25 protein-coding genes and 1 pseudogene are annotated in these 22151 nt (G+C 72.1%); 10 read left to right on the forward strand and 16 right to left on the reverse strand.

From position 1 onward, the window contains the following. Positions 1-148: 148 nt before the first annotated feature. From BJF79_RS19220 to BJF79_RS19230, 3 genes are read right to left on the reverse strand one after another with little or no spacing between them, the layout of a single operon-like run. Positions 149-457 carry an MGMT family protein gene (locus BJF79_RS19220; RefSeq protein WP_075899272.1) on the reverse strand — a complete coding sequence of 103 codons (309 nt, stop codon included), beginning with the start codon at positions 455-457 and terminating at the stop codon, positions 149-151. Next, on the reverse strand, positions 457-1797 hold the full coding sequence (locus BJF79_RS19225; RefSeq protein ID WP_083733587.1) for a S8 family serine peptidase: 1341 nt from the start codon (positions 1795-1797) through the stop codon (positions 457-459). Before BJF79_RS19225 ends, BJF79_RS19220 begins: the two co-directional genes overlap by 1 nt. Beyond that, on the reverse strand, positions 1791-2531 hold the full coding sequence (locus BJF79_RS19230) for a hypothetical protein (protein ID WP_083733581.1): 741 nt from the start codon (positions 2529-2531) through the stop codon (positions 1791-1793). Before BJF79_RS19230 ends, BJF79_RS19225 begins: the two co-directional genes overlap by 7 nt. Before the next feature lie 214 nt (positions 2532-2745). Here BJF79_RS19230 and moeZ point away from each other — a divergent pair, with 214 nt between their 5' ends. Next, positions 2746-3927: an adenylyltransferase/sulfurtransferase MoeZ gene (gene moeZ, locus BJF79_RS19235; RefSeq protein WP_075899276.1), complete on the forward strand. Its 1182-nt coding sequence runs from the start codon at positions 2746-2748 to the stop codon at positions 3925-3927. Between the two features lie 49 nt (positions 3928-3976). Here moeZ and BJF79_RS19240 read toward each other — a convergent pair whose 3' ends face one another. Further along, positions 3977-5950, reverse strand: a complete 1974-nt coding sequence (locus BJF79_RS19240) for a hypothetical protein (protein WP_083733582.1) — start codon at positions 5948-5950, stop codon at positions 3977-3979. 139 nt (positions 5951-6089) lie between these two features. Here BJF79_RS19240 and BJF79_RS19245 point away from each other — a divergent pair, with 139 nt between their 5' ends. Further along, a complete protein-coding gene (locus BJF79_RS19245; RefSeq protein WP_075899278.1) occupies positions 6090-6731 on the forward strand; it encodes a TetR/AcrR family transcriptional regulator in 642 nt (213 codons plus the stop codon). Positions 6732-6780: 49 nt separating this feature from the next. Here BJF79_RS19245 and BJF79_RS19250 read toward each other — a convergent pair whose 3' ends face one another. Continuing rightward, on the reverse strand, positions 6781-7047 hold the full coding sequence (locus tag BJF79_RS19250; protein ID WP_143220036.1) for a hypothetical protein: 267 nt from the start codon (positions 7045-7047) through the stop codon (positions 6781-6783). A 197-nt stretch (positions 7048-7244) separates the two neighbouring features. Between BJF79_RS19250 and BJF79_RS60700 the strand changes: the two are divergent. The 3 genes and pseudogenes from BJF79_RS60700 to BJF79_RS19260 all read left to right on the forward strand — a co-directional run. Continuing rightward, positions 7245-7403 (forward strand): annotated as a pseudogene (locus BJF79_RS60700) (helix-turn-helix domain-containing protein); the annotation flags it as partial. Positions 7404-7488: 85 nt separating this feature from the next. Then, positions 7489-8097: a DUF5753 domain-containing protein gene (locus tag BJF79_RS19255; protein WP_262402267.1), complete on the forward strand. Its 609-nt coding sequence runs from the start codon at positions 7489-7491 to the stop codon at positions 8095-8097. Continuing rightward, positions 8094-8342 carry a DUF397 domain-containing protein gene (locus BJF79_RS19260; protein WP_075899282.1) on the forward strand — a complete coding sequence of 83 codons (249 nt, stop codon included), beginning with the start codon at positions 8094-8096 and terminating at the stop codon, positions 8340-8342. Before BJF79_RS19255 ends, BJF79_RS19260 begins: the two co-directional genes overlap by 4 nt. 18 nt (positions 8343-8360) lie before the next feature. Here BJF79_RS19260 and BJF79_RS19265 read toward each other — a convergent pair whose 3' ends face one another. Both BJF79_RS19265 and BJF79_RS19275 read right to left on the reverse strand, forming a co-directional pair. Beyond that, complete coding sequence (locus BJF79_RS19265) at positions 8361-8720, reverse strand: hypothetical protein (protein ID WP_143220037.1); 360 nt, start codon at positions 8718-8720, stop codon at positions 8361-8363. Between the two features lie 406 nt (positions 8721-9126). Continuing rightward, complete coding sequence (locus tag BJF79_RS19275) at positions 9127-9699, reverse strand: TetR/AcrR family transcriptional regulator (protein WP_083733583.1); 573 nt, start codon at positions 9697-9699, stop codon at positions 9127-9129. 63 nt (positions 9700-9762) lie between these two features. Here BJF79_RS19275 and BJF79_RS19280 point away from each other — a divergent pair, with 63 nt between their 5' ends. Continuing rightward, a complete protein-coding gene (locus BJF79_RS19280) occupies positions 9763-10734 on the forward strand; it encodes an SDR family NAD(P)-dependent oxidoreductase (protein ID WP_075899286.1) in 972 nt (323 codons plus the stop codon). 175 nt (positions 10735-10909) lie between these two features. On the opposite strand, the gene BJF79_RS19285 is transcribed toward BJF79_RS19280, so the two are convergent. The 4 genes from BJF79_RS19285 to BJF79_RS19295 form a co-directional block, all read right to left on the reverse strand. After that, a complete protein-coding gene (locus BJF79_RS19285) occupies positions 10910-11536 on the reverse strand; it encodes a LysE family translocator (protein ID WP_075899288.1) in 627 nt (208 codons plus the stop codon). A 17-nt stretch (positions 11537-11553) separates the two neighbouring features. Beyond that, complete coding sequence (locus tag BJF79_RS60705) at positions 11554-11736, reverse strand: hypothetical protein (protein ID WP_262402268.1); 183 nt, start codon at positions 11734-11736, stop codon at positions 11554-11556. Further along, positions 11691-12089, reverse strand: coding sequence for a DUF1707 domain-containing protein (locus BJF79_RS19290; RefSeq protein WP_262402269.1), 399 nt, complete (start codon positions 12087-12089; stop codon positions 11691-11693). Before BJF79_RS19290 ends, BJF79_RS60705 begins: the two co-directional genes overlap by 46 nt. Before the next feature lie 86 nt (positions 12090-12175). Continuing rightward, positions 12176-13000: an SDR family oxidoreductase gene (locus tag BJF79_RS19295; RefSeq protein ID WP_075899290.1), complete on the reverse strand. Its 825-nt coding sequence runs from the start codon at positions 12998-13000 to the stop codon at positions 12176-12178. Positions 13001-13091: 91 nt separating this feature from the next. On the opposite strand from BJF79_RS19295, the gene BJF79_RS19300 reads away from it, so the two are divergent. Next, the gene (locus tag BJF79_RS19300) at positions 13092-13691 is read left to right on the forward strand and encodes a TetR/AcrR family transcriptional regulator (protein ID WP_075899292.1); all 600 of its coding nucleotides are present in this window, start codon (positions 13092-13094) and stop codon (positions 13689-13691) included. A gap of 8 nt (positions 13692-13699) precedes the next feature. Here BJF79_RS19300 and BJF79_RS19305 read toward each other — a convergent pair whose 3' ends face one another. Continuing rightward, positions 13700-15178 (reverse strand): MFS transporter, encoded by a 1479-nt coding sequence (locus tag BJF79_RS19305; RefSeq protein WP_075899294.1) that lies wholly within the window; start codon positions 15176-15178, stop codon positions 13700-13702. Positions 15179-15249: 71 nt separating this feature from the next. Here BJF79_RS19305 and BJF79_RS19310 point away from each other — a divergent pair, with 71 nt between their 5' ends. Continuing rightward, the gene (locus BJF79_RS19310; RefSeq protein ID WP_083733584.1) at positions 15250-15432 is read left to right on the forward strand and encodes a YciI family protein; all 183 of its coding nucleotides are present in this window, start codon (positions 15250-15252) and stop codon (positions 15430-15432) included. Between the two features lie 7 nt (positions 15433-15439). On the opposite strand, the gene BJF79_RS19315 is transcribed toward BJF79_RS19310, so the two are convergent. The 3 genes from BJF79_RS19315 to BJF79_RS19325 form a co-directional block, all read right to left on the reverse strand. After that, a complete protein-coding gene (locus BJF79_RS19315; protein WP_262402270.1) occupies positions 15440-16198 on the reverse strand; it encodes an SDR family oxidoreductase in 759 nt (252 codons plus the stop codon). Positions 16199-16244: 46 nt separating this feature from the next. After that, entirely contained in the window at positions 16245-16691 is a 447-nt protein-coding gene (locus BJF79_RS19320; protein ID WP_075899296.1) for a VOC family protein, read from the reverse strand. Between the two features lie 97 nt (positions 16692-16788). After that, the gene (locus BJF79_RS19325) at positions 16789-17805 is read right to left on the reverse strand and encodes an MFS transporter (protein ID WP_262402271.1); all 1017 of its coding nucleotides are present in this window, start codon (positions 17803-17805) and stop codon (positions 16789-16791) included. 241 nt (positions 17806-18046) lie between these two features. Here BJF79_RS19325 and BJF79_RS19330 point away from each other — a divergent pair, with 241 nt between their 5' ends. After that, positions 18047-18964, forward strand: a complete 918-nt coding sequence (locus BJF79_RS19330) for a LysR family transcriptional regulator (protein ID WP_075899298.1) — start codon at positions 18047-18049, stop codon at positions 18962-18964. On the opposite strand, the gene BJF79_RS19335 is transcribed toward BJF79_RS19330, so the two are convergent. Then, on the reverse strand, positions 18925-19656 hold the full coding sequence (locus BJF79_RS19335; RefSeq protein WP_075899300.1) for a TetR/AcrR family transcriptional regulator: 732 nt from the start codon (positions 19654-19656) through the stop codon (positions 18925-18927). The two genes, BJF79_RS19330 and BJF79_RS19335, sit on opposite strands and share 40 nt — an antisense overlap. Positions 19657-19823: 167 nt before the next feature. Here BJF79_RS19335 and BJF79_RS19340 point away from each other — a divergent pair, with 167 nt between their 5' ends. Continuing rightward, positions 19824-21995, forward strand: coding sequence for an MMPL family transporter (locus BJF79_RS19340; protein WP_075899302.1), 2172 nt, complete (start codon positions 19824-19826; stop codon positions 21993-21995). Positions 21996-22151 lie beyond the last annotated feature (156 nt).

Raw genomic sequence — 22151 nt, forward strand, 5'->3', positions numbered from 1 at the left:
TGAAGATTTCTTCGGGTGTTCCGGGGGTGCGGGAGTGTCCCGGCTTCGCCGGGACGCTCCTGACGGAGTCCGGATTCCTGCCCCGGCCTGAAGGCCGGGGCATCCTCCGGAAGAGCAGGTAAATGTGACCGGACGGGCTCAGGCGGGCTCAGGCGGGGTCGTCCGGGTGCCAGCGGGCGCGCGCCATGTCGACGCGGCGCCCGTCCGGACGCAGCGGCGTGCCCTCCGCCCGCCACTCCTCGTACGCGCGCACCTCATTGCAGCGCGGCGGGCTCCCGTCCGCGCGGATCACGCGCCACCACGGCACCCCGCCGCCGAACAGCGACATCACCCGGCCGACCTGCCGGGGCCCGCCCCGGCCGAGCAGCTCGGCGATGTCCCCGTACGCCAGCACCCTGCCGGGCGGGATCCGCTCGACCGTGTCCAGGACGGCCTCGGAGTACTCGTCGGGTTCCATCACCCGATCGTCTCGCGTCCGCCGGGCGGCCACGACCCGGAACCGCGGACCGCACCGTGACCGGGCACCGGACCGGCCCCGAACCGCGGCGGGCCGAAGCCCGGTCCCGGTCCCGAGCCCGGCGGCGGGCCGGGGACGGGCGGCGCGCCCTCGGCACGCGGGTGGCGGCGGGCGAACAGGGCCGAGATCCACACCGCGGCGACCGTCCCGGCGAGGACGCCGCCCACGACCAGGACCAGCACGCCCGTGAACCAGCCCGGACGCTCGATGACCCGCACCGGCTCCGGCTCCCCCGCACCGAACCGCTGCCCCGGCGGCTTGCCCCCGGTCGTCTTCGCCCGCGCCTGCACCAGCTTCGCCGCCGCCGACAGCGACCGCGCCGCGTGCACCACCCCGAAGCCGGTCTCGGCGTCGTAGGTCTCCGCGGGCCCGTTGCGCGTCCCGTCCACGATCGCCTGCGCGACCAGCGCGGGCGGCAGCTTCGGGTACTCCGCCTTGATCAGCGCCGCGATGCCCGACACGATCGCGCTGGAGTCGCTGGTGCCGCTGCTCAGCACGTACCGTCCGCCCGGCAGCGCGACCGGCAGGCCCGTGCCGGGCGCCGCCACGAGCACCGAGTAGTTGCTGTTGGAGAACGGGGCGCGCGCTCCGCCGGGCCGCGACGCCGCCACCGCGATCACGCCCGGGTACGACGCCGGGTAGGAGTACGGCGCGAACCCGTTGCCGTCCAGGACGCCCGCGTCGTCGCCGTCGTTGCCGACGGCCGACACCACCACGATGCCCTTCGACATCGCGTACGCGATCGCCTCCCGCTCCGCGGGGATCTCCCCCTCCTTGCCGAGCGACAGATTGATGACGTCCGCGCCGTTGTCGGCGGCGTGCCGGATGCCGCGCGCGACGGCCTCCGCCGCCTTCTTCGAGCGGCGGAACGCCGCGTACCCGGCGTCCTCCTCCTCCGCGATCGCCCGGATCGACAGGATGTGCGCCTCCGGGGCGATCCCCATGACCCCGTCGTTGCCGCCCGGCCCGTGCCCGTGCCCGGCGATCAGCGACGCCATGCCGGTGCCGTGCAGCCGCTCCGGCCGCGTCCCCGCGTCCGTCTCCGCGAGCATGTTGGGCCCCTCGGTGACCGAGCCCCGCAGATCGGCCTGGTTCGGGTCGACGCCCGAGTCGACCACCGCGACCGTCACGCCCTCGCCGCGCGTCAGCCCCCACGCCTCGTCCACGCCGAGGACGTCCAGGACCCCCTGCTGCCGCTGCCGCACCTCGTCGGCGTGCGCGGGCCCCGGCACCCACACCACCGCGAACGCGGTCAGTGCCGCCGCCGCCCGCCTCAGCATCGCCACTCGCGCTCGGAGCAGTCCGGCAGCGCCGGCGTCGACAGCGACTCCTCCAGCGCGTTCGCGAGCTGCGGCGCCAGGACGAACGGGCGCCCCGGCCGCTCCCGCTCGACCGCCGCCGCGGGCCGACCGTCGGCGTGCCCGGACGTCGTCAGCAGCACGTACGGGCCGCCGCGGTCGCTGCCCCGCGCCTGCCGCGCCGCGTCGGTGAACCGTCCCGAGGCCGTCCCCGGGAACGCCGCCGCCTTCAGCGCGGGCGCCACGCCGCCCGACCCGTCCGGCTGCTTGTCGCCCGGAAGCTCCTTGAACGCCCGGTCGGCCTTGAACGCGTCCGGGAAGACCACGACGCCGACCGTCGTGACGATCCCGTTCAGCGCGCCCACGTACGTCGCGCGCAGGACCGCCTCGCATCCGTGCCGCTGCAGCGTCGCCACGAGCTTGGCGTCCACGGCGTCCGCGCAGCCCTTGTCCGGGACGATGCCGGTCCGCGTCGCGTACTCGGTCGCGCCCTCGTCCACCCGGTACGGGATCCGGTCGGGGAAGATGCGCTCCGCGGGCCACGCCCGCCACCGCTGCGCGACCTCCGCACGCGACGCGATCTCCAGTTCCGCGTCCGTCGGGTCGCGCGTGTAGGTGTTCCACACGCTGCCCAGCGCGGCCACGGACGCGAGCAGATAGCAGCAGCCGACGACGATCGCGACGACCATCCACTGCCGGCCGCGCAGCCCGAGCACGGTGACACGGGGAGGCGGTTCCGGGGGGAACGGCACTTGGGGGGAAGGGGGCAGGAACGCCACAACAGCCAAGATTAGCTGCGCTTCCGGCATTACGCCCCTCTCGCCGGGGTGACGGGAGGGAATGCGGCCGGTCATGGCAAGGTTGTGCCGAGTGGGGACGACGATGTCCCGCCCCCTTGAACAGCCGAGCGTCAGCACAGGAGCACCCACCGTGTCGTTGCCACCTCTGGTCGAGCCCGCAGCGGAGCTCACCCGTGACGAGGTCAACCGCTACTCGCGGCACCTGATCATCCCCGACGTCGGAATGACCGGCCAGAAGCGCCTCAAGAACGCGAAGGTCCTGGTCGTGGGCGCGGGCGGCCTCGGTTCCCCCGCCCTGCTCTACCTCGCCGCCGCCGGCGTCGGCACCCTCGGCGTCGTCGACTTCGACACCGTCGACGAGTCGAACCTGCAGCGGCAGATCATCCACCGGCAGTCGTCCCTCGGCAAGCCGAAGGTCGAGTCCGCCGCCGACACCGTCCGTGAGATCAACCCGCTGATCGACGTCGTGGTCCACAACACGGCGCTCGACCGCGACAACATCATGGACATCTTCTCCGGGTACGACCTGATCCTGGACGGCACCGACAACTTCGCCACCCGCTACATGGTGAACGACGCGGCCGTCCTGCTCGGCAAGCCGTACGTGTGGGGCTCCATCTACCGCTTCGACGGCCAGGCGTCGGTCTTCTGGGCCGAGCACGGCCCCTGCTACCGCTGCCTCTACCCCGAGCCCCCGCCGCCCGGCATGGTCCCGTCGTGCGCCGAAGGCGGCGTGCTCGGCGTCCTCTGCTCGTCCATCGGCTCGATCCAGGTCAACGAGGCCATCAAGCTCCTCGCCGGCATCGGCGAGCCCATCGTCGGGCGCCTGATGATCTACGACGCCCTGGAGATGACGTACCGCTCGGTCAAGGTCCGCAAGGACCCCGAGTGCCCGCTCTGCGGCAAGAACCCCACGCAGACCGAGCTCCTCGAAGACTACGAGGCGTTCTGCGGCGCCGTCTCCGAAGAGGCCACCGAGGCCGTCAAGGACTCGACGATCTCCGTGCACGACCTCAAGGCCATGCAGGAGCGCGCCGACGACATCTTCCTCGTCGACGTCCGCGAGCCCAACGAGTACGAGATCGTCTCGATCCCCGGGGCGACCCTCATCCCGAAGGGCGACTTCCTCAACGGCTCGGCCCTCGAGAAGCTGCCGCAGGACAAGAAGATCGTCCTGCACTGCAAGTCGGGCGTCCGCTCCGCCGAGGCCCTCGCGGTCGTGAAGAACGCCGGCTTCGCCGACGCCGTCCACGTCGGCGGCGGCGTCGTGGCCTGGGTCAACCAGATCGACCCCAGCCTCCCGTCCTACTGACCCGCACGCGCAAGGCCCCCCGGACGCCCGGGGGGCCTTCGCCGTTCCCTCAGCCGACCACGACCCGGACGCGCGCGAGGTCGTAGATCCGGCCGTAGGGGGTGCGGGTGTCTCCGTCTCGGTGCGCGGCGACCCGCACCGTCACGAAGTACGTGCCGGGCTCGTCGAACGAGCAGCGACGCTCGACCGTCACCGACTCCGCGGGCTCCGGCGCGTCCGCCACCGCGAACGCGCCCGACCCGTCGAGGTCCCACTCCACCGCGACGATCGCGCCCGTCCCGCCCGGCGCCGCCGCGACCGCCCGCAGCGTCACGTCCCGTCCGGGCGGGACGTCCGCGCGGTCGGAGCCGTCGACGGTGAGCGCGACCACCGGTTGCACGCCGCCCCGCCCGTCCGCCGCGACCCGCACCTGCCCGTCCGCGACCGTGTACGCGGTGCTCGGCGCGGGCGCCCGTCCGGTCTCCACCCACGCGCTCAGGTCGCGCAGCGCCCGGTGCAGCACGCCGAGGTAGGGGACGGAGCGCGTCGGGTCCTCCTGCGCCTCGTCGTCGGCGTGCAGCGCGTTGTCGACGTACCAGAGCCGGAAGCGGTCGTCGGTCCGCTCCCCGAGATGCTCGCGGACCTTCGAGCGGTACCAGTCGGCCTGCCACGGGAACGCCTCCCGGTCCAGCAGGCACGCGACCACGATCATCTTGCCGGTGAACCGTCCGGTCTGGACGTGCCCGGCCGCGGCCTCCGCGAACAGCGGGCCGAGGAGCATCGGCCGCTGCGGGAGCGCCGGGGAGCCGTCCGGCAGGCGGAACTGGTCCCACACCGCGTACTCGGGGCCCGGCACCTGGTGGCGGTGGTAGGTCTGCGCCGCGAGGAAGTTCCCGTTGTCGATCTCGACGGCGTCGCCCGGCCGCACCGCGTCGAGCGCCCGGTCCGGGACGTCGATGACCGCCACGTCCCCCGAGATCTCCCGGACCGTCCGCCGGACCCCGGCCGCGGCGCCCGTCCGGATCACGAGATCCGCGGCCTGCACCCGTTCCGGCGGCGCCGCCGACAGGCGCAGCGCCGTGACGGCCGCGCCGTCCCGCGGGCCCCGGAACGACTCGTCGACGCCACCGCGCCCGTCCTCCCCGCCGTGCGCGATCGTCTCGGTGACCTCGCAGCGGTGCCGGACGCGGTCGCGGTGCACGGACGAGCCGGGATCGGCGCCCAGATACCCCTCGACCGTCCAGAAGTCGTCGAAGTACCCGGGGTCGACGGTGACGATGTGCGGATACAGCACGCCGAACGCGTGGATGCCCATCGTGCGGTGCCCGAACCAGGAACGCGGCGGGAACCCCATCCGGGTGACCTCGCGGAGCGCCGCACGCTCCTCGTCGTCCAGCCCGTCGTACATGTCGCGGCCCGAGCCGGGCTCGACGGCGTCCACGATCCGGTCGAGCTTCCCCCGCAGGACGCGCTGCGCGTGCATCCGGACGGCGAACACGTTCGGGATCGCCATCGGGCTGCCGATCACGTACGGGACGAAGCCGTCCCACACGTCCGTCGTGCTCTCGGCCCCGCCGATGGTGCGGTACCCGCCGCCGCTCCCCCCGTACGCGTACCCGTACGCACGATGTTCGCCGTAGCACCGCCTCGCGACCTCCCGCGAGAACCGCGCCGCCGCCGCGTTCGCCCGATAGGCGGCGATCGTCGGGTCGACGCCCGCATCGCCCGGCGTCCCCGAGGCGCCGCCGCCGTTCGTCTCCAGGAAGTAGGCGCCGCTGTCGGCCGCGAAGCCGATCCGATCCTCCTGCCCGGTCGCCCCCTGCGCGAGGAGCTCGCTCTCCGGGACGGGGGTGATGTGCTGGAAGAACCGTCCGCGATACCGCTCGGCGGGCGGAAGGTAGATCGAGAACCGGGTGGCGGTACCGGTGAACCCGCCGTGGACGTAACGGTGCCGGACGGGCTCGTCGCGCCACTCGTCCACGTCGATGTACGGGTCGTCGAAGCCGTCCCCGAGGTCCGGTCGCCGCGCTGCGTGCTCGTCCAAGGCCCGTCTCCCGTCTCAGCGAAACCTGAGTAAAACAGAGACAAATCCACAGAGTCAACCAGCAATCCCACCTTTGCCGCACAGAACAGCCACCAAAACCATCAACCACTCAACTTTGAGAGGTGCGTACAGTCTTGCCATGACCTCCGCAGCGACCGGGAGCCGGGGACGGTACGCCAGGACGGCCGAGCGCCGCCGGACGATCGCGCGCGCCGTGCTCGACATCGTCCGGGAGAAAGGCCACGGCGGCGTCACCACCGCCGAGGTCGCCGACCGCGCGGGGACGAGCGAGGCGACCGTCCTGTACCACTACTCGACCAAGGACCACCTGCTCGTCGCCGCGCTGCGCCGCTTCTACGAGGAGGACGACGAGCGCCTCTCCCCCGGCGACGCGTCCCTCGACCTGGAGAGGCTCGGCGCGTACGCGCGGTCGCTCCAGCACGACCACGCCATCGTGCGGCTGCACACGCTGCTGGCGGGGCACGCCGCGACGCCCGGACATCCCGCGCAGGAGTACTTCGCCGAGCACTACCGGGCCGCGGTGACGCGCTGGGCCGCCATCATCGAGCGGCGCCAGAGCACCGGCACCGCCCACCCGGACCTGGACCCCACGGACGTCGCCCGCCAGTTCATCGCGACGTGGGAGGGGCTTCGCGCCCAATGGCTCGTCGACCCGGGCTTCGACCTCGGCGACACGGTCGTCGCGGCGTTCCGCCGCCTGACCGCGCAGAACTGGATGGAAGCCCGCAGCCTCCTCCTCGCTCCAGGCACCGGCACCTGACGCGGAACGGAGGCCCCCGAACTCCCGGGAGCCTCCGCCAAGCCCGGGGTCACCCCCAGACGACCTCCGCGTCCAGCCGCCGGGCCGCACTCTCCGGGCTGAGCCACCGCCCGAACGAACACCCCTGGGCCGGGACGGTCGCGGCGCCCCCGTCCGGCAACGCGATCCCGTACGCGACGACCTCCCGCACCACCGAGTCGTCCGCGTCCAGACCCTCCCGGACGAGGACGAACGCACGCGGATGCCCGCACGCACTCGTCCCCGCGTCCCCCGCGTGGTAGACAGACGATTGTTCGGACCCGTGCACGCCGTCCATCGGCTGCTCCCTTCCGAGCACCGGGCCGGGACGGACGTGCCGGTAAGCGTTGATCCGTCCCGGCCTCTTCCTCGATCTTTCATTGCAGACCGTGACGCATGGTCTACGGTGTGCATAGTCTCACCGCGTCCAGCGATGAACAAGTTGTTCAGATGGATTCTTGTAAGAATCTGTCACCAGAGGAAGGAAGCCCGGCAATGGCCGAGCGGCAACGCGTCACCCTGCGATCCCAGTGGCTCGGTCAGCAACTCCGCGAACTGCGCGAGACCAAGGGCCTACTGATCAAGGACGTCGCCGAGTACCTCCAGCGCGATCCGGGCACGGTCAGCCGCTTCGAGACCGGCTTCTACCCCATCCGGCGCCCCGACCTGATGGCACTGCTCGATCTCTACGGCGTCTCCAGTTCCCGCCGCCGCGACGCCCTCATGACCCTCAGCCAGGATGTCTGGCAGAAGCTGGGGGGACGGCTACTCCCGCGACGTCGCAGGCTCGCTCATCGACTACGTATGGCTGGAGTCCCGGGCCGCCCACATCCGCTCCTACGCCGCCATCGTCGTCCCTGGCCTCCTTCAGACCGCCGCGTACGCAGAGCACGTGATTCACGCAGACGAGCCCGAAGCCACCACAGAGCAGATCCGACGCTGGTATGAACTTCGCATGAACCGCCAAAGAGTCATGGAGGAACCGAACGCGCCACAGGTGACCGCCATCCTCGACGAGGCGGTGCTCCGCCGTAAGGTCGCCTCACCGGACGTCACGCGCGACCAACTACGGCACCTGGTCGAGCTCGCGGCACTGCCGAACGTGGAGATCCGGGTGCTCCCGTTCGAGGCGGGGAAACTCGCAAGCGTGCACGGAAGCTTCGAGATCTTCCAGATGCCCGACCCCTTCCCCGAAGTCGCCTACACCGAGTCGCTCGCGGGCGGAATCTACGTCGAAGCGCCCGACATTTCACGATTCACTCATGCCTACGATGGCCACATGGCCATGGCCCTCGGGTCAGCCGAGTCAATCGAGATGATCGCGGCGATTGCGAAGGACGAGCGTTGAGCACACCGGAGCCAAGCACCCTCCTCAGCGAAGAGCAACTCAGCCGAGTCACCTGGCACATCAGCACCTACAGCCCCAATGGCGGTGGCAACTGCGTCGAGGCCGGTCCCCTCGCGGACGGGACGGAGCGCGTCGCCGTCCGGCACAGCCACCGGCCCGACGCCGAAGTCATCGTCTACACCCGCGCCGAATGGGAAGCCTTCCTCTCCGGCGTCCGCAACAACGAATTCGACTTCTTCCAGTAGAGACGCGAAGCAGGCTCGTCAATAGAGCAGGTCCCAACGACTCAGTTGGTCATCCTCGGGGCATTCCACCTGCCGGTACGTCGATTTCCCTCCACCTGGCGGCAAGAGGGTGCAGTCAAAGCAGTACTCCAGATGAGAAAGTCGCCCGGTGGAGTTGTCGGCGTATTCGTGAGCCCTGATCGTCAGCTCGGTACGGTCGGCCTGGGGCTTGAATCTCTCGATCTCCACGGCACGTCCGGCCATCGCACCTTGGAAGGCGGACTCCGGCGCGGACGGCGGCAGGGCCGCGAACTTCTGGAATGCGTATTGTCCGGTGCGCTGGGCATCTCGTTCCGCCCTGCGCATATTCTCCTGCGTCCGCTCGTTGTTATAGTGCACAATCCAGCCATAACCGGCCAACAAGCCGCAGATGCCGAGGGCGAGAACGATCAGGGCGGCGTGGTCGGAGAACGAGCGATACCTGTCGGTCTCCAGCCTGGCGACGGTTCCACGGCGGCACCCCTCTTGTCGGCAGACACACGTATGGTAGTCCGCCGAAATTCACGCGAGCAGGGTGCGCCGGGACGGCGCCCGCCGAGCGGTCGGCGAACTGCGGGAGGAACGCGCCGAAGAGCAGCAGCGCCTTCGGGTTCGTCATCGCGACGCCGAACTCTTGGCGGGGCAACTCCCAGCGACCTCGGCAGCCGACGGGCGAACATGTCCTCCACCGTGGCCAGATACAGCGGCCTTCCTCGCTGCGCATGCGCCACTTGTAGAATTTAATCTGTCGGCGAGGTCGGCGTTCTCAACGGATCAGAAGGTCGATCGCGACCTTCAGTCGTTCGAGGTAGAACTCTCGCGAGGTGGCCTGATGTTTGAGGCCGGTCGATGCGCTGATCATCGTCTGTGCGATGGAGGGCGCTGCCTCTCGTCCTACCTCGGCGGCGATCGCGTCTGTGATGAGTTCCTCAAAACGGCGCGGCGTGTTTTCGACGATTTCTCCGAGGAGGTCGGGGTTGTCCTCGATGACTGTCGTGACGTCGCGCGTCAGTGGGCCGATGTAGCGGCCCGCCCAGTGGTCGAACGCTTCGGCCAGACGCTCTCCAAGAGGGCGGCCGGCGTCGGCCAGGACGTGTTCGACCGCCGTGATGTCCCGTTCCAGGGCCTGGGTGACCGCGGCACGGAACAGGGTCTCCTTCGAGGAGAAGAGGAAGTAGAGCCCGGGCCGGGAGATGCGCGCCGCCCGCGCCACCTCCTCCATCGAGGTCTTCCTGTAGCCGAATCGCGCGAACGTGACCATGGCGGAGTCCAGAACCATGGCCCGACGGTCGGTCTCGGCCACCGTCGACGACGGCGGGCCGGTATCGGGACTGCGCATGAGTCGAGCATACGAACGAGAGTCGAACTATACAAGTTGTGTCTACTCTGTATAGTCGATGTCGTGAACACACGCACTCTCATCACCACACCGTTCACCGCCTCCAGCAACGCGGACGAAGTGCTGCGGGGCGCCGACCTCTCCGGCATCCGCGCGATCGTGACGGGCGCTTCCTCCGGACTCGGGATCGAGACCGCACGCGTGCTGGCCTCCGCCGGGGCGGAAGTGACGCTCGCCGTCCGGAACACGACCGCAGGTGAGACCGTCGCCGAGACGATCGGGAAGTCGACCGGAGGGATCCGGCCCCGAGTCGTCCGGCTCGACCTCGCGGACAGGGCCTCCGTCACGCGGTTCGTCGACGTATGGACCGGACCGCTTCACCTACTGATCAACAACGCGGGTGTGATCACCGGTGCTCTCGAACGAACCCGTGAGGGATGGGAGCTGCAGTTCGCGACGAACCATCTCGGCCACTTCGCCTTGGCCGCCGGGCTTCACGACGCCCTGGCCCGAGGAGCATCCGACCGGGACGGAGCGCGGATCGTTTCGGTCAGTTCGACGGCGCACATGCGTTCCGGCATCGACTTCGACGACCTCCACTTCGAGCGTCGCGACTATGACCCGCAAATCGCCTATTCGCAGTCGAAGACGGCGAATTCTCTCTTCGCGGTCGAGGCGACCCGTCTTTGGGCATCCGACGGCATCGTCGCCAATGCGGTGAACCCCGGCGGGATCGCGACGGGACTGCAGCGCAACTTCACACCGGAACAGAAGTCGTCGCTCGACGCGGCCGAAGCCGCGGGAGTCTTCACGTACAAAACGGTCGAACAGGGGGCCGCTACCAGCATCGTCGCGGCAGTCGCCCCCGAGTTCGCTCACTCCGGAGGCCACTACCTCGACGATGCGCAAGAGGCCTACACCGTGCCGAACGACACCGACCTCGCGCAGCACCCGCACGGGGTCAAGGAATGGGCGCTCGACCCTGCCATCGCCAAGCGCCTGTGGACCGTCTCGACCGACCTGCTCAGCGTCTGACCGACCAAGTGTCCTCAACGGGATCTGTCGCCCTCCCGGACAAGAACAGGACGACGATCACCGCCGTTGCACCCGAAGGCCGACATGAGCGCCTGGCCACCCCGCACACGGAGACGTCCGGGCCCCGCATCGATGAGGCCGTTTCTTGCCCCCTGACCGACCGATGCGGCCCGTTTCAGGGGCGGGCTCGGGTGAGGGAGGCGGCGATGGCGAGCATGGTGATGCCCGTGGCCCGGTCGAACAGGCGGCGCGTGCGGGCGGTGAGGTCGAAGGAGGCCAGGCGTCCTCCGACGCCCGCGTACACCAGGGCGGCGGCGAATTCCACGGCGATGTAGGCGAGGCCGAGCGCCAGCAATTGCGCCGGGACGGCGCCCGCCGAGCGGTCGGCGAACTGCGGGAGGAACGCCCCGAAGAGCAGCAGCGCCTTCGGGTTCGTCATCGCGACGCCGAACTCTTGGCGGGTCAACTCCCAGCGCGTCCGCCGGACGCCGGTCGACTCTGTGTGGGCCGGTTCGGCGGCGTGCGTCCACAGCAAGCGTCCGCCCAGGTAAAGCAGGTAGGCCACGCCGCACCATTTCACCGCGGTGAACACGGGCTCGGACGCCAGGAGGATCGCGCCGAGGCCCGCGGCCGTCGCGAGGATCAGCACGAAGAACGCCGAGAATCGGCCCGCGAGTGCGATGAGGGCGCCCGCCGTACCTTGCTGGAGCGCGTTGCGTAATGAGAGCAGCTGGTTGGCGCCCGGCGTGAGCGCGAGCAGGACGGACGCGGCGAGGAACTCCTGCCAATGTGCGTTGAACACGCGGTCCTTTCACCGCCTCAGCGGCGAACGCGCTCGATCACCTTCGCGTGCTGGAGCGTGCCGGTGAGTTCGATGTGGAGACGGGCGTCGGCGGCGAGATCCGTGGAGTGGATCTTGAGTTTCGAGTAGGTGAGGTTGAGGCCGTCGGTGTCGATCACCGTGCCGGGCGAGGTGACGAGGACGAGCCTGCCGTGCACCATGTCCGCGTCGATCCGCAGGCGTTCGAGGTGATCGTCGCCTCGGTGAGGTCGAGGGTGACCTTGCAGAGTTGCGTGCGGATCTCGATGTGCGCGGGCATCGGCCAGCGGCCGTCCTTGACGTACTTGCCGCCTTCCTGCGCGATCACGAGGGCCTCTTTGGTCCCGGGGACGGACGGGAGGTCGGCGGTGAGCGCGGCCAGTTCGCCGAGCGTCCGGGCGTTCAGCGCGCCCTCCACCCGGGTTTCGAGTTCCTCGGCACCGAGCCGCCCGTCGCCTCCGGCGACCCGCAGAGCCTCCAGGGCACGCTCACGATCGTCGTGCGACGCTCGCATTGCGGGCAGATCGGTCGGCATGCCGACCACGCTACCGGCCCGGCCCCGGGCGGACGCGCCGACGGCCCCGGCCGTCCGCCCGTTTATCCGCGCTGACGTGCGCGAATTCAGGCGAGGGTGCCGGTGGTGACCGTGGCGGTTACGCCGCCGTCCACGAGGAGGTCGGTGCCGGAGATGAACGTGGCGGAGGGGCCGAGCAGGAATTCGGCGGTCGCCGCGATGTCGGCGGGGGTGCCCACGCGCTTGGCGTTGGAGGCGTCGATCATCTTCCGCATCGAGGCGCCGTGCTCGCTGTCGAGTTCGGCCTGGCCCATGGGGGTGGCGATGACCCCCGGGCTGATCGAGTTGACGCGGGCGCCGCGGGCACCCCACGTGGTGCTTGCGGCCCGGACGCGCAGCAGGTTGGCGCTCTTGGCGAACGAGTAGGCGCTGCCGCTGTCGGCGAAGCCGGACTCGGCGCAGACGGGGAGGGACAGCAGGTCGTCGGCCGGGGTGGTGGCCAGCCGTGCCCTCTCCTCCGGGGAGAAGCCGGGGTGGAAGTGGCCGGCCATGCTGGCGATGACGACGCCGGCTCCGCCGGGGGCGACGACCGCGCCGAACTCCTCCAGCACCAGCGCGACCCCGAGCAGGTCCACCGCCAGGATCGCCGGTACGGGCGCCTGGACGGGCGACAGCCCGGCGGTGTGCACGACCGACCGGACGTTGCCGAGGGACGCCGCCCGCGCGGCCAGCGCGGCGACCGATTCGCGTGACGTGACGTCCACCGGCTGGGCGGTGACCCGGTGGCCCTCTCCGGTCAGTTCGGTGGCGGCGGCGTCGAGGATCTTCTCGCTGTGGTCGGCGAGCAGGACGTGCGCCCCGGCCCCGATGCGGCGTGCGATGGCGCGGCCCATACCGCCCGTTCCGATCACCACTGCGACGTGCTGGGTCATGTTCGCTCCCGTTCGGCTCGGACGTCTCGGCGGCACCTCTCCGCCACATGTCCGTTATACAACACCTGTCGGAGACGAGTATCCTGGTCGGATGATCGCCGAGCCGTCCCCGGACCGTCGCGCGCGCCGCTCCCGCGCGGCATTGCAGGCCGCGCTGCTGAGCCTGATCGGCGAACGCGACCTGGCCCGGATCTCGGTCTCGGACGTGACGAAGCGCGCCGACGTCAACCGCTCGACCTTCTACGAGCACTACGCCGACGTGCCCGACCTCGCCGCCGCCGCGTGCGCGCGGACGTTCGACGAGCTGATCGCCGCGACGCCGGTGCTGCTGCCCGGCGACGATCCGGACGAGCGGCGGCTCGGGCGCGAGGCCCTGGCCGGGGTGTTCGCCCACTTCGCCGAGCACGCCGGCCTGTACCGGGCGGTGCTGGGGCCGGGCGGCGGCGCCCGGGTGATCAACCATCTGCACCGGCGGCTGACCATCGCCGTCCACGTCAACCTGGTGGGTCCGCGCGCGGGGACGCACGCGGACGACCCGAGCGACGTCCCCCACGATCCGGTGGCGGCCTACCTGGCGGGTGCCGTCCTCGGCGCGGCCGCCGACTGGCTGGGCCGCGGCTGCCCGGGCACCCCCGAGGAGCTGAGCGCCGCACTGGTCGGGGCGTACGGCATCCCCGACGCCCGGACGTGACGTCCGCGTCACTTCCGGACGGCGTCCACCGGACGGTCGTCGTCGGCGGGAAGGGCGTCGCGCAGGGTGACGGGCTTCAGGAACACGGCCGCCACCGCTCCGGCGATCGCCACGGCGGCGGCGACCAGGGACGTCTCGCCCAGGGCGAATCCGTAGGCGGAGGCGATGGCTTCGCGTGCGTCGTCCGGTGTCGCGAGCACCCCGTAGCCCGCCATCTCGTCGACGATGTCGGCGAGGCGGGTCTGCAGGAACGTGCCGTACAGCAGCATCAACGCGAGCGCCCCGGAGAAGAACGCGAAGAACGTCACGGTTCCGGTGGCGGCGCCGGGCTCGCCCGGCGAATCGTCCTGGACGACCAGCAGGAGACCCTGCGCCGCCATGCCGACCCCTGCGCCGAGCAGGAACCCGCTCGCGAGGACGAGCGACAGCGGGCTCTGGCCCCCGATCGCGTGCTGGACGGCGAGACCCGCGGTGATCAAGGCCGTTCCGGCGACGACGAACGGCTTCGGCGCGCCGGTACGGGCGGTGATCCCGGCGGCGACGAGGAACGCGGCGAGCAACCCGACGATCATCGGGATCAGGCCCGCGGACGCCTCGTGCAGCGAGAATCCCCGCGCGAACTGCATCCGGCCCGTGAGGACGGCGGGCCCGGCGAACATCGCGATCCCGACGGGCAAGGCGGCGACGGCGGCGAGCACGGTGTTGCGTCCGGAGCGCGCCGCCTGGGCGCGGAGCACGACGGCGACGACGGGCAGGGCGATGCCCGCAATGATCGCCAGGGCCGTCTGCACGGACGTCCAGGCCCACAGGTCGCCCACGTATCCGCACCACACCATCAGCACGACGGCCGCGGCGGCCAGCAGTGCCGCGCCGCCGAAGTCGGCGCGCGTCCCCGGGCGGCGTCCGCCCGGGAGGGTCGCCTGCACGAGGACGAACGCGACGACCAGGACCGGGACGGCCGCGACGTGCGACCAGCGCCACGACGCGTCGGCGATCCACCCGCCGAGCGGCCATCCGGCGACCACGCCGCCCGCGATCGCCGCGCCGGTGAACCCGTAGGGGAGGCTCCGGGCGCGCGGCGCGGCGAGGTCCGCCACGACGGCCTGCGCGAGCACCGCCACCGCGCCGATTCCCAGCCCGCGTACGGCGCCGGACGCGATGAACACGTAGCCGTTCCCCGCGAGCGCGAGGGCGGCCGACCCGGCGACGAGAACGGCGATCGCGATCTGGAGCAGCGTCTTCTTGCCGAAGCGGTCGGCGAGCGCTCCCGCGAGGGCGGTGGCGACGGCCACGGCCGTCCAGGACGCCGTGACGTACCAGGTGTAGGACGCGCCGGACTCCCACGCGACGTCCCGCAGCACCATCGGCCCGGACGCCGACCCGAGCGTCGTGCTCGCCATCGCCGCGAACGTCGCCAGGACCAGCCCCGCGTGTACCGCGAAGAGCCGTCCGCCGGACATCGGGGCGGGGCCGGGCTGCGTGTTCATGTGGTGCCTCCGGTCATGGCAGGGGCCGGACCGGCCGTGACGACTCGCGCGGCGACCCTACGCCGAATGCGCTGAAAGCGGCAACGACCCCCCATTTCGCCCGGCGCGGACCAGTCGTGGAGGCGAAGGAGCAGCTCGCGGGCTATCTCCTGGTCGACTGCGCGACGCCGGAACGCGCGGTGGAGATCGCGGCGGCCCTGCCCGACGCGCGCCTCGGCGCCGTCGAGGTCCGCCCGGTCGTCGCGGGGGGCTGAGCCGGGCTCAGGTCGCGGTGTGGACGGCGGCGCAGACGCCGCCGTCCACGAGGACGTCGGTGCCGGTGACGAACGCGGCGTCGTCCGAGAGCAGGAATCCGACGACGGCGGCGACGTCCTCGGGACGGCCGCTCCTTCCCACGGGCGTGCGTTCCACGAGGGCGGCCATGCTCGGATGGTTCTCCGCCTCCTGCCGTCCCTGCGGCGTGTCGATGATGCCGGGTGAGACCGAGCAGACGCGGGCGCCCAGCGGGCCGAGCCGCACCGCCTCCCGCCGGACGAACCGCCGCACACCGAGCTTCGCCCACGCGTAGGCGGCGCCCGGGTCCTCGACGGCCGGGCCGAGCACCTCGCGCACCCGGTCGAGGAAGCGTTCGCCGAGGGGGTCGTCGAGGACGGCCGCGGCGTCCGGTGCCGGGTCGACGCGGGCGATCACCGGCGCCATCGACGCGAAGCACACCATCGCCGTCCCGGTGGTGGCGAGGGGCCGCAGCGCCTCGGCGAGCCGCGCGGTCGCGACGAGGTCGACGGCGAAGATGCGGCGCCAGTCGGCCATCGTGGGCGAGATCCCGGCGGCGTGCGCGACGGCGCGCAGCGTCCCGGCGCGGCCGGCGCGCTCGGCGAGCCGGGCGAGGCCGCCGGGGTCGGTGACGTCGAGGACGAACGGTTCGGCGCCCTCGATCTCGTCCGCCGCCTCGCGGCCGACGTCTCGTCGCGGTCGACGAGCAGCAGCGTGTCGACGCGTCCGGCGAGCCGCCGCGCGCACGCGCGGCCCATGCCGCGTCCGGCGCCGGTCACGATCCCCACGGTCGTCATCGCGGCTCCCCCCAGCAGCGTTCGAGGCCGGGCTGCGACGCGCGGCTCACGAGTTCGACGAGCAGGCCCGCCCGGCTCCGGCAGAACGCGAACGACGGGACGCCGTCGGCTCCCACTCGTTCGGCTTCGAGCGTGTAGCCGTGGGCTTCGAGGTCGGCGCGGTCGGCGGCGACGTCGTCGGACCAGAAGCCGATGTGGTGGACGCCGGACGCGGCGGGTTCCCAGAGCGTCCCGGGGATGCGCCCGACGATCTCCAGCCGGGGCGTCGTCGTCGAGTAGACGCACCGCATGTTCAGGACGGTCTCGCCCGCCGGCGTCCGCACCGGGGTGGGACCGCCGAGCTCGACGGTCCAGCCGTGGCCGAGCAGCGCGGCGTACTCGTCGAGCGCGGCGTCGATGTCCTCGACGACGATGCCGACGTGGAACTGGTCCTCGGCCCTCACGTCGCGTCTCCCAAGACCGTCATACACCCTCCCGCAGAACGTCATTCTTCCTATCGAGAGAGATGTTCTCAGCATTGCCGGGCGACCGCAATGGGCGTCACCTCCCTCGCCGCGCCGCCGTCAGGGTGACGGCGAGCGCGGCGGCGGCCAAGGCGGCGGCGACGGCCGTGAGCGGGCCGGTCCCGGCAGTGTCCGTCACCAGGCCGCCCGCGAAGGCGCCGAGGGCGATGCTGCCGTTGAACACCCCCACGAACAGGGCGGTGACGCGCTCGGCGTCGTCCGGTCCGGACGCCGCCAGCAGCCACGTCTGCACGCCCACCGACACGCCGCCGTAGGCGAGCCCCCACACGACCATGAGGACGGACGCGCCCGCGTGCGTCGTGCCGACGACGGGGACGAGGACGACCGCCGCGGCCAGCCCCGCGGCGAGGACGGCGAGGGTCGCGCGGGGCGCGTGCGGGGCGCGCAGCCCGGCCGCGAAGTTCCCCGCGACGCCCGCGACCCCGTACAGGAGCAGCAGGGCGCCGACGCCGCCCGGCCCGAGGCCCGCGGTCTCCTCCAGCACCGGACGGACGAACGTGTACGCGGCGAAGTGCCCGGTGACCAGCAGGATCGTGACGGCGAGCCCCGTCGCGACCGCCGGGCGCCCACGGGACGGACGGGCCGTGCGGGCACCGGACGCCGGTTCGGCGGCGGGCAGCCGGGGCAGCAGTGCGGCCATCGCCGCCGCGACGGCCGCGGCGAGGACCGCGACGGCCGCGAAGGCCGCACGCCACCCGGCCGACGCCTGGACGAACGCGCCCGCCGGCACCCCGAGGACGGACGCCGCCGCGACCCCGCTGAAGATCAGCGACGTCGCGGCGCCGACCGAGTCCGGCGGGACGAGCCGGGGCGCGAGGCCCGCGGCGAGGGCCCACACGCCGCCCATGCCGAGCCCGACGAGGACGAGCGCGGCGAGCAGCACGCCGAAGTTCGGCTCGCACGCCGCGAGCAGGTTCGCCGCCGCGAGCAGCAGCATGAGGACGACGAGCGCGGTGCCGCGGTCGGGCGCGCGGCGCGCGGGACGAACGGGGCGGACGCGGCGGCGACGAGGCCGGTGACGGTCAGCGTCCATCCGGCCGTGCCCGCGCCGACGTCGAGGGACGCGCCGATCGGGGTGAGCAGGCCCACGGGCATCATCTCGGCGGTGACCACGGTGAACGTGCCCGCCGCGACGGCGAGTACCGGGGCGCGGCCGCCGGTGCGTTCGGCCGTCCCCACGGAATCGGAAACTTCGTGCATGTCGCCCATCCCACGGTCCGGGGAGGCGCCGAACAACGCCGGATCCCTCATACTTCGATGAGCGTGACTCATCGATGCAGGCCGGAGGGGGCGCCGTGGGGCTGGAGATCCGGGAGCTGGAGTGCTTCCTGGTCCTCGCCGAGGAACTGCACTTCGGGCGGACCGGCGAGCGGCTCTACGTGTCGCAGAGCCGCGTCAGCCAGCTCCTGCGGTCGCTGGAGACCCGGATCGGCGCGCGGCTGGTCGAGCGGACGAGCCGCCGGGTGCGGCTGACGGCGTCCGGCGAGGCGTTCGCGGCGTCGCTGCGGCCCGCCTACGGCGCCCTCGCGGGAGTCGTCGAGGAGGCGCGGGCGACCGCGCGCGGGCGCACCCGCATCGGTTTCCAGGGCGCGGTGTACGAGCAGGTCACGCGGGCGATCGCGGCGCTGCGCCGGGACCGTCCGGAGCACCGCGTCGACATCGCCGAGATCCCGCTCGGCGACCCGTTCGGCGCGCTGCGGCGCGGCGAGGTCGACGCGGCGGTGGTGCTGCTGCCCGTCGCCGAGCCCGACCTGACGGTGGGCGCGGCGTTCTCCCGGCGGCCGATGACGCTCGCGGTGCCCGCCGGGCATCCGTTCGCGCGGCGCGCGCGGCTGGCGGCCGAGGACATCGCCCGCACCCCGCTCATCCCGGTCGACGGCCCCGCCCCCGGGTACTGGCGGCGGTTCCACTGCCCGGCCGCGACGCCGGACGGGCGCGCGATCCCGCACGAGGACGGCGTCCGCACGCTCCAGGAGGGGCTGACGCTCGTCGGGGCGGGACGCGGCGCGATGCTGCTGTGCGACGCGACGGCGCACCACAACCGGCGGGGCGATGTCGCGTTCGTCCCGGTCGGCGGGCTGCCGGAGTCGGCGCTGGGCCTGGTGTGGGCCGGGGACGGGACGGCGGTGCTGCGGGCGCTCGGCGCGGCGGTTCAGGAGGCGGACGGCGGCGCGGACCCGGGCGGCGCGTAGGGCAGGTTCAGGATCGCGGCGAGCTCGCCGAGCATCAGCTCGAACATGGGCTCGGGGTCGTCCAGGGCGAATTCGAGGTGGCCGAAGACTTCGAGGCTGACGGCGCCCTGCAGCCGGACCCAGCACTTGAGGAACTGCAGGACGACGCCCAGCGGCAGCGAGACGCCGAGGTCGGCGCGGTAGCGGGCGAGCTGGTCGCGCAGGTCGGCGGGGATGTCGTCGTCGGCCGGGACGGGGAACGGCCGCTTCTTCCACAGTTCGAGGAACAGGGACATGAACGTCCAGCCGAACTGGCGGGCGCACTCCTGGGCGAAGTCGGTCTCGTCCTGCTCGCCCGCGCCGCGCACCGGCACGCCGAACAGCAGCGCGTACTCGCGGGGGTGGGCGTGGGCCCAGCGGCGGAACTGCCGCGCGACCTCCAGGAACTTCGCGCTCATGTCGTCGGGCGGGACGCCCTTGGCGGCGGCGATCAGCTCGGCGGTGAGCTCGGTGAAGATCTCGCCGATGAGGTGCCGCAGCAGCTCGCCGTGGCTGCCGAAGTAGCGGTACAGGGCGGGGGCGGTCATGCCCATCTCGCGGGCGATGGCGCGGAGCGTCACCGCGTCGGGCCCCTGCTCGATGAGGATCCGGCGAGCGGTCTCGGAGATCTCCCGGACCGTCGCCGCCCGCAACCGGTCTCGCCGTGTCGCCACTGCGCCGTCCTCCTTCCGTTCGACCTTCCGTTCAACCGGCGGTCCCCTGTCGTTCCCGCATGATCCCGCACATACACCGTTGACGAAAGTGAACAGGTTATGCGAAGTTTACGGTGTTCGCAGTTAACGGCATTCACTTTCGTGACCGAGTGTAATGGGGGTCGGCCGTGTTCGACAGATGGGGACGATGGGTGGAGCGGCGGCGCCGCTGGGTGCTCGCCGTCGCGGGAGCCGCGCTGGTGTTCGCGGGCGTGTGGGGCACCGGCGTCTTCGGCGCGCTGAGCCCGTCCGGCGGCTTCGACACGCCGGGCAGCGAGAGCGACCGGGCGGCGGCGATCGCCGAACGCGACCTCGGGCGCGACGCCGCGGACGTCGTCGTCCTCTACCGGGGCGACATGACGGTCGACGACCCCGCGTACCGGACGGCCGTCGAAGCGGCCCTCGCCGACCTGCCGAAGGACGAAGTCACCTCGACCGCCACGTACTGGACGACCGGGGCGCCTCGGTTCGTCGACGCGGACCGCACCGGCACCTACGCCGTCCTGCGGCTGGCCGGGGCCGACGACGCGGAACGCGAGGAGAGCTACGAGGCGATCAAGGACGGGCTGACCGAGGTCGGCGGCGGGCTGACCGCGCGGGTCGGCGGCGCCGTCGCGACGAACGTCGCGATCAACGACCGGGTGTCGCAGGACATCGCCCGCGCCGAGATGATCTCGCTGCCGGTACTGCTCGTCCTGCTGGTGCTGATCTTCGGCGGGCTGGTCGCGGCGAGCCTGCCGCTGCTGATCGGGGGCCTGGCGATCCTCGGCTCGTTCACCGCACTGCACGTCCTGACCTACATGACGGACGTGTCCATCTTCGCGGTGAACATCACCACCTTCCTCGGGCTCGGCCTCGCCATCGACTACGGACTGTTCATGGTGAGCCGGTTCCGCGAGGAGATCGGGCGTCGCGACCGCGCCGACGCCCTCGCCGCCACCATGGCCACCGCCGGACGGACCGTCGCGGTCTCCGGCGTCACCGTCGCGGTCTCGCTGTCCGGGCTCCTCCTCTTCGACCAGACGTTCCTGCGGTCGATGGGCTACGGCGGCATCGCCACCGTCTTCGTCTGCATGATCGGCGCGCTGACCGTGCTGCCCGCGCTGCTCGCCGTCCTCGGCCCCCGGGTGAACGCGCTGTCGTTCCGCCGCAAGCCGTCCGGCACGGGGCGCGGCGAGGGCTGGTGGGGACGGCTCGCGCACAGCGTCATGCGCCGCCCGGTCGTCTACGCCACCGCCACCGTCGCGCTGCTCCTCGCGCTCGGCGCGCCCTTCCTCGGCATCAACTGGGGCGGCGTGGACGCCAAGGTCCTGCCGGCCGACGCGGAGGCCCGCGTCGTCGCCGAAGCCCTCGAAACCCGGTACCCCGGCGGTTCGACGAACCCCATCGAGGCCGTCGTGACCGGGACGTCCGACCGGACCGCGGTCCAGGCGTACGGGGACCGCCTGGGCGCGCTCGACGGCGTCACCGGCGCGGCCGTCACCGGCACGAACGGCGGCACGGGCGGCGACACCACCCGCATCGCGCTCGCCTACACCGCCGACCCGAACTCCGACGAGGCCCGCGACCTGGTCGAACGCGTCCGGGACGTCCCGCCGCCGCCCGGCGCGGACGTGCACGTCGGCGGCGCCACCGCGACCGTCGTCGACCAGCTCGCCAGCGTCGGCGCGACGCTGCCGTGGGTCGGGCTGCTCGTCGGCGCGGCCACGTTCGCGCTGCTGTTCCTCGCGTTCGGGTCGGTCGTGCTGCCGCTGAAGGCGATCGTGATGAACGCCCTGTCGCTCGCCGCCACCTTCGGCGTCGTCGTGCTGATCTTCCAGGACGGCAACCTGTCCGGCCTCCTGGACTTCACCGCGACCGGCGCGATCGCGCCCGCGATGCCGATCCTGATGCTGGCGATGCTGTTCGGGATCTCGATGGACTACGAGGTGTTCCTGCTGTCGCGCGTCCGCGAGCAGTACGACCTGACCGGGTCGAACACCGCGGCCGTCGCGGCCGGCGTGCAGCGCACCGGCGCGATCATCACCAGCGCGGCGCTGCTGTTCATCGTGGTCATCGGCGCGTTCGCGACGTCCGGCATCACGTTCATCAAGATGACGGGCGTCGGGATGGTCGTCGCGATCCTCGTGGACGCCACGATCGTGCGGGCCCTGCTCGTCCCGGCCGCGATGCGGCTGCTCGGCCGCGCGAACTGGTGGGCGCCCGGCCCCCTCGCCCGGCTCTACGGCCGGTACGGGATCAAGGAGAGCGACGCGCCGCCCCCCGAGGCCCCGGTCGCACCCCCGGTCCCGGTGCGCTGATCGTCCGGACACCGCAAACGCACCGCCAAGTGTGCGAAAGCGCTTGTGCTCGCCCATGAGCGGGGGGAGACTGAACGCGATTCGCCCGGCTGCCCGCGCGTGACGCGCGCCGCGACGGAGCCTGCCCGGCGTGCTCTCTCACCGCTCATGGGACGT

It is taken from the genome of Actinomadura sp. CNU-125 (genome assembly GCF_001942465.1).
Lineage (GTDB): Bacteria > Actinomycetota > Actinomycetes > Streptosporangiales > Streptosporangiaceae > Spirillospora.